This window comes from Allosphingosinicella sp., from assembly GCF_036387215.1.
In the GTDB taxonomy this organism is placed as follows: Bacteria; Pseudomonadota; Alphaproteobacteria; order Sphingomonadales; family Sphingomonadaceae; genus Allosphingosinicella.
The window spans coordinates 1-9,201 of record NZ_DASVUE010000033.1 but is presented as its reverse complement, the minus strand read 5'-3'; the positions used below and the strand labels follow the sequence as shown (position 1 = coordinate 9,201).

Sequence of the window (9,201 nt, the reverse complement as noted above, 5' to 3'; positions counted from 1 at the left end):
ATAGACGCGGGTGATGAAGCCCTCTGCCTGGAGCGCGATCGAGACGGAGGTGAGGATGTTCCGGTCGTCGTCGACGAGCGCGATCGTTATCGACATGGTCCAGCCGATCCTATCCATTCCCGTCCCACGCCGCAACCAGCGGGCCTTTGACGGAGGCCCCGCTCTTCGATATGCGGCCCCGGAACGGCGGCGCGGCGTCTCTCTCCGCAGCCCATTGTCGCGCTATTAGGAGATTGAAGTGGCCAATCGCGTGCCCTCATTCGGGCTTGCCAACCAGGGCATTTCCACGCCCGCCAAGCTCTACTGGAACCTCGGCCATTCGGCACTCGTCGAACAGGCTGTGAAGCGCGGCGAAGGAATGCTCGCCAAGGACGGGCCGCTGGTCGTGGAGACCGGCCGCCACACCGGCCGCTCCGCAAAGGACAAGTTCACCGTCCGCGACGCCGAGACCGAATCCACCATCTGGTGGGACAACAACAGGTCGATGACGCCGGAAGCGTTCCAGGCGCTCAAAGCCGACTTCCTCGCCGAGCTCGCGAAGAAGGAGACTTTGTTCGTCGCCGATCTCTATGGCGGCTCGCAGCCCGAGCACCGCGTCAACGTGCGCGTGATCAACGAGCTTGCCTGGCACAACCTCTTCATCCGGACGATGCTCGTCCGCCCCGAATATTCCGAGCTCGAGGGCTTCGCGCCCGATTTCACGATCATCGACCTGCCGAGCTTCCGCGCCGATCCCGAGCGCCACGGCTGCCGCTCCGAGACTGTGATCGCCGTCAGCCTCACCGAAAAGATGATCCTGATCGGCGGCACCGCTTATGCCGGCGAGATGAAGAAGTCGGTGTTCGGCGTGCTCAACTACATGCTCCCGGCGACGGGCGTGATGCCGATGCACTGCTCGGCCAATATCGGCCCCAATGGCGACACCGCCGTCTTCTTCGGCCTGTCGGGCACCGGCAAGACGACGCTTTCCGCCGATCCCGCCCGGACGCTCATCGGCGATGACGAGCATGGGTGGTCCGACACTGCGGTCTTCAACTTCGAGGGCGGCTGCTATGCGAAGATGATCCGCCTTTCCGCCGAGGCGGAGCCGGAGATCTACGCGACGACCAAGCGCTTCGGTACCGTGCTCGAGAATGTCGTGATCGACCCCGATACGCGCGAACTCGACCTCGACGACAACCAGCTGGCCGAGAACAGCCGCGGCGCCTATCCGATCGACTTCATCCCCAATTGCTCGGCCGAGAATATGGGGCCGGTGCCGCGCAATATCGTGATGCTCACCGCCGACGCGTTCGGCGTTCTGCCCCCGATCGCGAAGCTGACGCCCGATCAGGCCATGTACCACTTCCTCTCGGGCTACACTGCGAAGGTCGCCGGAACCGAGATCGGCGTCACCGAGCCGGAAGCCACCTTCTCGACCTGTTTCGGCGCGCCATTCATGCCGCGTCATCCATCGGTATACGGCAACCTTTTGAAGGAGCGGATCGCCCGCGGAAACGTCGACTGCTGGCTGGTCAACACCGGCTGGACCGGCGGCAAATACGGCGTCGGCAGCCGCATGCCGATCAAGGCCACCCGCGCGCTCCTCAACGCCGCGCTAGACGGCAGCCTTAAGAATGCCGAGTTCCGCACCGACGATAATTTCGGCTTTCAGGTTCCGATCGCGGTGCCGGGCGTCGACACCGCGATCCTGAACCCGCGCGAGACCTGGGCGGACAAGGCCGAGTACGACGCGACGGCGCAGAAGCTCGTGAAGCTGTTCATCGACAATTTCGCGAAGTTCGAAGCCCACGTCGATCAAGGCGTCAAGGAAGCCGCACCGACCGCAGCCTGACGCCCAGCAACAAGCAGATCGAAAGGGGAGCGTGTCGGCGGCGGCCGGCGCGCTCCCTTTCTTTTTGGAGAGAGGAAATGAGCGAACATCATGAGCCGCGGCCGTTCACGGACGACGCCGCGGTGCGGCGGATCGGGGAGGGGCTCCTCGCCTGCGCGCTCGTTCGCGAGGATTGGACCCATGAGGCCCATCTCGCCGCCTGCCTCTATCTGCTGGTGGAGCGGCCCGACATCCTCCCGGAGCGTGACCTCCCCGCCGTCATCCGCCGCTTCAACGAAAGCGTCGGCGGCGTGAACGACGAGGCGCAAGGATATCACGAGACGATCACCCAGGTTTACGTCAAGGCGGTGAGGGGCTTCCTCGCCCGCACCGATCCCTCGCTGCCGCTCGCCGAAAAGGTGAACGCGCTGCTTCGGGCCGAGGAGGGGCAGCGCGATTGGCCGCTTCGCTTCTACTCGCCCGAGCGCCTCTTCTCGAAGGAGGCGCGTCTGGGGTGGGTGGAGCCCGATCTGTAGCCGCTGCGCTCGGGATGGCTCGCCCTACCCATAAGCACGCACGAAGAAGACGACAGTGGTCGCGGCCGTGACCAGCAACGTCCAGATTCGCACCGCCCGGTGCGACAGCCGCTTGCCCAGCAGCGCTCCGAGCCAGCCGCCGGCGACGGCGCCGAGCAGCATCGGCAGGCAGGCCCACCACCACACCATCGCGAAACCGATGAAGATGAAGGCTGCCGCGAGATTGGCGACCCCAAGCATCGTCGTCCGGATCGCGAACAGCTCGCGCGGACGGATGTTCGCAAGCAGCCCGTAAACGGCCGTCGTGATCAGCCCCACGCCTCCGCCGAAATAGCCGCCATAGATCCCGAGCAGCGCCTGGGCAGCCAGCAGAGCAGGTCGGCCGATGGTGACGCGGCGGTGAAGCCAGTCCGCGGCGCGCTTGCCGAACGCCATCACCGCGAAGGCAAAGAGCAGAAGCCAGGGTATGATGATGTCGAAGGTCTCGGTCGGAGTGAGCACGAGGAGCAGGCTGCCGACAAGCCCGAAGACGAACGTGACCGCTGCGAGCAGCCGAACCGGCATTCCCGCCACGGGCCCGAGTTCGTCCCGATAGGCCAAGGCGCTCGTCGCGGCGCCGGGAAGAAGCGCGACGTTCGACGTCGCGTTTGCGATATTGGCCGGCAGCCCGAGCGCGATCAATGCGGGCAGCGTGGCGAAGGTGCCGCCGCCGGCAAGCGCATTCATCGCACCCCCGATCATGCCGGCTCCGGCCGCAAGGAGGATCGCAGAAAGCTCGATCAACGGGTCATCCAGGCGAGTGCGGGGCAGGCGGCCGAAGGTTCATTGCCCGCAATGCGCACGTTTGCAAAGACGCGACGAGGGAAGATGAAGACGCGACTGGCCGTGGCGGTAGCCAGCGCACGCAGCTACCCCCTTCCTCGCATGAATTCTTGTTGCATCTCCGGTATTTCCGCCCATTGTGACGCCGAAAAAGGGCTTGGCATAAAGTGCGCACTGCAGCTTCACTGGTCATCGCATGGACGCTTGCCGCCTCGCCGGCACATAGCCAGAACGACCAGGTGCGACGGGCGCCTGCGCCGGACTGGGTGGTGCCGACCGAATTAATGGCCGTCCCACAGGATGCGAGCGGAATGGTGTTCGTCCGCCGTTACGACACGCTGGTCCATCTCGATCGCGAGGGCGAAGCACACTATCTGGGCTACCGCATCCGGATACTCCATCCGAACGCACTGCAGACGGGCAATCTGTCGATCGGCTGGAATCCCTCCGCCGGCGCGCCGACGGTGCATGCTCTACGCGTGCACCGGGACGGCAAAGTTATCGAGGTGCTCGAGAGCGCTTCGTTCGAGATCCTTCGCCGTGAGGATCAGCTGGAGGCGGCGACCCTCACCGGTGCGCTAACGGCCGTGCTCCGCGTTCCCGACCTGCGCGTCGGCGATGAGCTCGAATTCGCACTAACCGTCCGCTCGAGCGACCCCACTCTCGGTGCGAATGCAGCCGGGCTGCTCTTGCTCGCACCCGATCCGGCGCCGGGCCGGTTTCGCCTTGGATTGAGCTGGGACGAAGGGCAGGAGCCGCACCTCAAGATTGCGCCGGCCATGGCGGCTGCCGCCAAGCGCAGCACAAAGGCGGTCGTATTTTCCTTCGACAATCCGCCCGCTCTCTCTCCGCCCAAGGACGCGCCGCCTCGCTACCTGTGGCAGCGCGTGGTCGAATATAGCGACTTCAAGGACTGGGCGTCGATTTCGCGGCACTTCGCGCCGCTGTACGTCAAGGCGGCGAGACTCGGCGCGGGTTCGCCGCTCAAGGAGGAGGCGAGCCGCATCGCGGCAGCGCATCCGCGCCCGTTCGATCGGGCCAGTGCCGCGCTGAAGCTCGTGCAGCAGGAGGTCCGCTACATTTATGTCGGCCTGAGTGGCGGGAACCTGACGCCCGCCACTGCTGAGGAGACCTGGCGCCGCCGCTACGGCGACTGCAAGGGGAAAACGGCGCTGCTGCTGGCGCTTCTGACGGAGCTAGGGATCGAAGCGGAGCCCGTACTCGCAAACAATAGCGGGGCGGATGATGGTCTCGACGAGCGGCTGCCGAGCCCGCTGATGTTCGACCACGTCCTCGTGCGGGCGCGGATCGACGGCTCCGATCATTGGCTCGACGGCACGCTTCCGCCGGTGGCGGGGCCAAGTGCGACCCCGGTGATACCCTATCGGTGGACCTTGCCGCTCACTGCCCAAGGCAGCTCAATCCTGCCTCTAGGATGGCGGCTCCCGGAGACCCCTGACGAGATCCAGCTATACGAGATCGATGCGCGGGCCGGCTTCGCCCAACCGGCGCGGATTACCACCACCACGATCACTCGCGGCATTGCGGGGCTACAGCAACAGGTCCAGTTTTCGGGCATCGCTCCGGCCCAGCTGCTCAGCGGGCTGCGCCAGCAGATGGTCGGTGACACCTGGCAGAGCATCGACGACGCCAAGTGGCGCTACGACACGAAGGCGCAGGCAAGCATCCTGACCATCAGCGGCACCGGCACGGTCGACTGGGACGACGATGGGGGAGGGGCCAAATCGCTCTCGCTCCCCGGCGGCGGCTTCAATCCGCCGGAAAAGCGGGTCCGGCCCGCCGAGCAAGACCAGAATGCCCCTTATTACAGCAACCCGGAGTTCAGTTGCCACGTGACGACCGTTCGCCTGCCTCAGTCGACACGGCCGTTGCACTGGGGGTTCAACTCAAGCTTCGACACACGAATGTTCGGCCGAAACTATCATCGGGCCTTCGAACTTCGCGATGGCGCCATCCGAATGGTGCGCGGCTCCCGCGTTGAACAGCCGGAAATCGACGCAGCGACGGCGAAGCGGGACAATGCGCGGATCAGCGCCTTCGACAATTCGATGGCGTGGATCACATACAAACCTTCGCGATCGGTTTCGGAGGCGAAAAGCGCGGCCAGCGTGCCGGCCACTTATGAGATCGACTGGACGGCCCCAAAGGTCCCTTGCCTCGGTTCGCCCGCGGCGGGTTAGCAGCGAGCGACGGCGTCTTTCTACCTCGGCATCTTGCGCCGGTTGCAGCGAACGCTGGACGTCATCTGTATTATTACTATAATACACCGGTCAGGAGGTAAGGCCATGTTCGAGGATCCCGTTGCCAAGCGCACTGCGATTGCGGCCGCAATCGGTGCCGTCATCGCCATTCCGGTCCCGTTCGTCGGGCCGCTCTTCGGTGCGGTCGTCGGCGCGGGCTATGGGTTTTTGTCGGCCAAGAAGTGAGGCCGGCGCGGCGTTGAAGCCGCGGCAGGCGTGATCTGGCGAGCCGCCGATCGGCGGGACGATTTGCGCTGGTCGGGGGCAAAAAAGGCGTTAACATCAAGCGTATCGGGGTGCGTCGGGGGGCATAAGCGTGATCAGGAAGTTTGCCGGGATCGGCTGGATCCGCCGTCACCCGATCTGGTCGGCGCTGATCGCGGCGGCCGCCCTGTTCATCATCTACAAGGTGGCGGCGCCCAAGAAGCCGACCTACGAATATGTGGCGGTTGCCGCGCAGCGAGGCGACGTCGTCCGGATCGTATCGGCGAGCGGCAAAATCCGTGCCCTGAACACGATCAAGGTGGGCTCCGAAATATCCGGCCAGGTCTCCCGGGTGTTCGTCGATTACAATTCGCCGGTGACGGCGGGGCAGCCGCTGGCGGAAATCGACCCGACCCGGGTCCAGGCCCGGGTCACCCAGGCCGAGGCGCAGGTGCAGCTTTCGCGCGCCTCGCTCGCCCAGGCGGAAGCGGGGCTGGCACGCGCCCGCACCGACATCGAAATACAGGGTCGCGAATTTGCGCGACGCAAGGAACTCTCCGAGCGCGGCTTCACGTCGAAGACTGGCCTCGACCAGTCGGCGAACGCCGTGGCCGCGGCGCAAAGCGCAGTGAAGACGGCGGCGGCGGGGGTGGTCTCCGCGCGGGCCCAGATCCGGCAGCGCGAGGCGGAGCTGCAATCGGCGATGCTCGACCTGAACCGCACCCGGATCCTCGCCCCTGCGAGCGGAACGGTGATCAACAAGCTCGTCGAACCCGGCGCGACCGTTGCGGCCAGCTTCCAGACTCCGAACCTGTTCGAGATCGCCTCCGACATGGGCGTGATGCAGGTCGAAGCATCGGTCGACGAGGCAGATATCGGTGAGGTCCGCGTCGGCCAGCCGGTGCGGTTCACGGTGGATTCCTATCCCGATCAGACGTTCAGGGCGACCGTGCGCCAGATCCGCACCTCCGCGAGCGAGGCCCAGAACGTGGTCAGCTATCTGGTGATTCTCCAGGTCCAGAATCCTGAAGGGAAGCTGCTTCCGGGCATGACCGCCAACGTCGAGATCATCACCGGCGCGCGGCCGGCAGTGCTGAGGGTGCCTTCCGCGGCCCTCCGCTTCCGGCCCCGGGAGGGGGACCGGCCGAAGAAGGAGGAAGTGCGGGTGAAAGCGGGGGTGAAGCCGCCGCCGAGCGTCTGGCTGGCCTCGGCCGACCCGTACAAGCCGCAGCGCCGTGCCGTTCGGGTCGGCCTTCGCGGAGAGGATTTCGTCGAGATCGCCGCCGGCTTGAAGCCCGGCGAGCGCGTGCTGGTCCGGTCCAGGTCGCTTGAGAAGAAGCGGACGAAGGAACCCGAGGAGGACGAGGAGGGCCAGGAGGCGGGCAAGTGAGCCGCCCGCTCGTCGAAGCGCGCGACCTCACCAAGGACTATCGCATGGGCGAGGAGACCGTCCATGCCCTCCGCGGGGTCAGCGTCACGGTGGACGAGGGCGAGTTCGTCGCCATCATGGGAGCGAGCGGATCGGGCAAATCGACCTTCATGAACATGGTCGGTTGCCTCGATGTGCCGAGCGCCGGAACGCTTCTGGTCGACGGCGCCCAGACCAGCCTGATGAGCAGCGACTCGCTGGCCGAGCTCCGAAACCGGACGATCGGCTTCGTCTTCCAGCAATTCAACCTGCTTGCCCGCACCAGCGCGCTGGACAATGTCGCGGTGCCGCTCATCTATGCCGGCGCATCGCCTGGCGAGCGGCGCGAGCGCGCAAGGGCCAAGCTCGAAGCCATGGGGCTTGGGGACCGGCTCGATCACAGCCCCGCAAAGCTCTCGGGCGGCCAGCAGCAGCGCGTCGCGATCGCGCGTGCGCTCGTCACGGAGCCCAAGATCCTGCTTGCGGACGAGCCAACCGGAGCTCTGGATTCGGCGACCTCGGATGAGATCATGCGTATCTTCCAGGCGCGGAACGACGAGGGGATCACGGTGGTGCTGGTCACCCACGAAGCCGACATCGCCCGCTATGCCCGCCGGCGCATCCTGTTTCGCGATGGCCGGATCATCGATGACGCCCCTGTCGCTGACCGCCTGGTCGCCGCATGAAACGGTCCCTGTTCGGAAAGCTCGATGCCGGGGCGATCAACGTCGGGATCGCGCTGACGGCGCTGCGCACCAATTTGATGCGCTCCATCTTGACGACCCTGGGCGTGATGATCGGCGTCTTCGCAGTGACTCTGGCGATGGCGGTGGGATCGGGCGCGCAGGTGTCGGTGATGGAATCGATCAACGCGCTCGGATCCAACATGGCGATCGTCTTTCCCCAGCCGGATGCCCAGGGCGGCCGCTCCTCGTTTGACCGCGGGCGGCTCACGATGCGCGACGCGCGCGCCATCCAGCGGTCGATCCCCGGCGTCAGCGCGATCGCCCCGCAGCTCCGTGCCAGCGTCCAGCTCGTCTCGGCCGGGCGGCGCGCGTCAACGACGGCGATCGGGGCAACCTCCGGTTTCGCGTCCGTCGCGAGCATCGGTGCCGAGGCCGGCCGCTTCATCAGCGAGGCGGACGTCCGCTCCGGCGCAAGGGTCGCGGTGCTCGGCCCGACCGTTGCCCAGAAATTGTTCGGAACGGCGGACCCCGTCGGTGAAGGCTTTCGGATCGACCGGGTGCCGTTCACGGTCATCGGCGTCCTCGAATCAAAGGGGTCGAGCTTCGGCAACGACAATGACGATACGATCGTCGTTCCGATCACCACCGCCCGCACCCGCTTCAAGAACAGCCTTCCAGGACCCGACGACCTTCACGTCCTCTATGTGGGGTTCGAGGAGGGCACGGACCTCGAGGAAGCGAAGCGCGACATGACGCGGCTCCTCCGGGAACGCTACAACGTGGCGCGGCAGGACGTTCAGCCTTTCACGATCCGGACCACCGCCGAGTTCATCGAGCAGAGCAGCCAGGTGACGGCGATCTTCCAGAGCGTTCTGGTAGCGATCGCGTCCATCTCGCTCCTCGTCGGCGGGATCGGCATCATGAACATCATGCTGGTTTCGGTAACGGAGCGTACCCGGGAGATCGGCCTCCGAATGGCCCTCGGCGCCCGCCGCCGCGACATCCGCAGCCAGTTCCTCGTGGAGGCGGCGATCCTGTGCGTGATCGGCGGAGCCATCGGGATCGTTCTCGCGATCGCCGCGGCCCGCGCCTTTTCGACCTACGCCGACTTCCCCGCGCAGGTGGGGATCAGCGTCGCGATCGGCGCCATCATCTTCTCCGCCGTGATCGGGATCGTGTTCGGCGGGTATCCCGCACTCCGCGCCTCCCGCCTGTCGCCGATCGAGGCGCTCAGGAGCGAATGAAGCCTGCTCTCCCGCTGCATCCATTCCGCCGCCGATACGTTTAGGCCGCAGGATAATCCCAAAGCAGGAGGAAGAGCGATGGCGGATCTCAGCCAGGTCAGGGAGCATATGGAAATCGTCGGCGCGGACGAGGTGCACGTCGGCACCGTCGACCGGGTCGAGGGCGACCGGATCAAGATGACCAAGCCCGACAGCGGCTCGCATAGCGGCCATCATCATTATGTGTC

Annotated in this window: 9 protein-coding genes and 1 pseudogene; 8 read left to right on the top strand and 2 right to left on the bottom strand. The window is 65.7% G+C overall.

The features are described from left to right. Positions 1–96: pseudogene (locus VF662_RS01505) on the bottom strand (DNA-binding response regulator); the annotation flags it as partial. Positions 97–238: 142 nt separating this feature from the next. On the opposite strand from VF662_RS01505, the gene VF662_RS01500 reads away from it, so the two are divergent. Together VF662_RS01500 and VF662_RS01495 are read left to right on the top strand one after the other, a co-directional pair. Next, positions 239–1,834, top strand: coding sequence for a phosphoenolpyruvate carboxykinase (locus tag VF662_RS01500; protein WP_464136876.1), 1,596 nt, complete (start codon positions 239–241; stop codon positions 1,832–1,834). A gap of 77 nt (positions 1,835–1,911) precedes the next feature. Then, complete coding sequence (locus tag VF662_RS01495; protein ID WP_464136875.1) at positions 1,912–2,349, top strand: hypothetical protein; 438 nt, start codon at positions 1,912–1,914, stop codon at positions 2,347–2,349. 24 nt (positions 2,350–2,373) lie between these two features. On the opposite strand, the gene VF662_RS01490 is transcribed toward VF662_RS01495, so the two are convergent. Continuing rightward, positions 2,374–3,132 carry a sulfite exporter TauE/SafE family protein gene (locus VF662_RS01490; RefSeq protein WP_464136872.1) on the bottom strand — a complete coding sequence of 253 codons (759 nt, stop codon included), beginning with the start codon at positions 3,130–3,132 and terminating at the stop codon, positions 2,374–2,376. Between the two features lie 206 nt (positions 3,133–3,338). Here VF662_RS01490 and VF662_RS01485 point away from each other — a divergent pair, with 206 nt between their 5' ends. The 6 genes from VF662_RS01485 to VF662_RS01460 all read left to right on the top strand — a co-directional run. After that, entirely contained in the window at positions 3,339–5,372 is a 2,034-nt protein-coding gene (locus tag VF662_RS01485; RefSeq protein ID WP_464136870.1) for a DUF3857 domain-containing protein, read from the top strand. Between the two features lie 105 nt (positions 5,373–5,477). Further along, a complete protein-coding gene (locus VF662_RS01480) occupies positions 5,478–5,618 on the top strand; it encodes a hypothetical protein (protein ID WP_464136867.1) in 141 nt (46 codons plus the stop codon). Positions 5,619–5,748: 130 nt separating this feature from the next. Further along, positions 5,749–7,026: an efflux RND transporter periplasmic adaptor subunit gene (locus VF662_RS01475; RefSeq protein ID WP_464136865.1), complete on the top strand. Its 1,278-nt coding sequence runs from the start codon at positions 5,749–5,751 to the stop codon at positions 7,024–7,026. Further along, positions 7,023–7,730, top strand: a complete 708-nt coding sequence (locus VF662_RS01470) for an ABC transporter ATP-binding protein (protein ID WP_464136863.1) — start codon at positions 7,023–7,025, stop codon at positions 7,728–7,730. Before VF662_RS01475 ends, VF662_RS01470 begins: the two co-directional genes overlap by 4 nt. Continuing rightward, the gene (locus VF662_RS01465; protein WP_464136860.1) at positions 7,727–8,974 is read left to right on the top strand and encodes an ABC transporter permease; all 1,248 of its coding nucleotides are present in this window, start codon (positions 7,727–7,729) and stop codon (positions 8,972–8,974) included. The genes VF662_RS01470 and VF662_RS01465 overlap by 4 nt, the downstream gene beginning before the upstream one ends. 78 nt (positions 8,975–9,052) lie before the next feature. Then, positions 9,053–9,201: DUF2171 domain-containing protein (locus VF662_RS01460; protein WP_464136878.1), on the top strand; the 149-nt coding region annotated here is incomplete at its 3' end.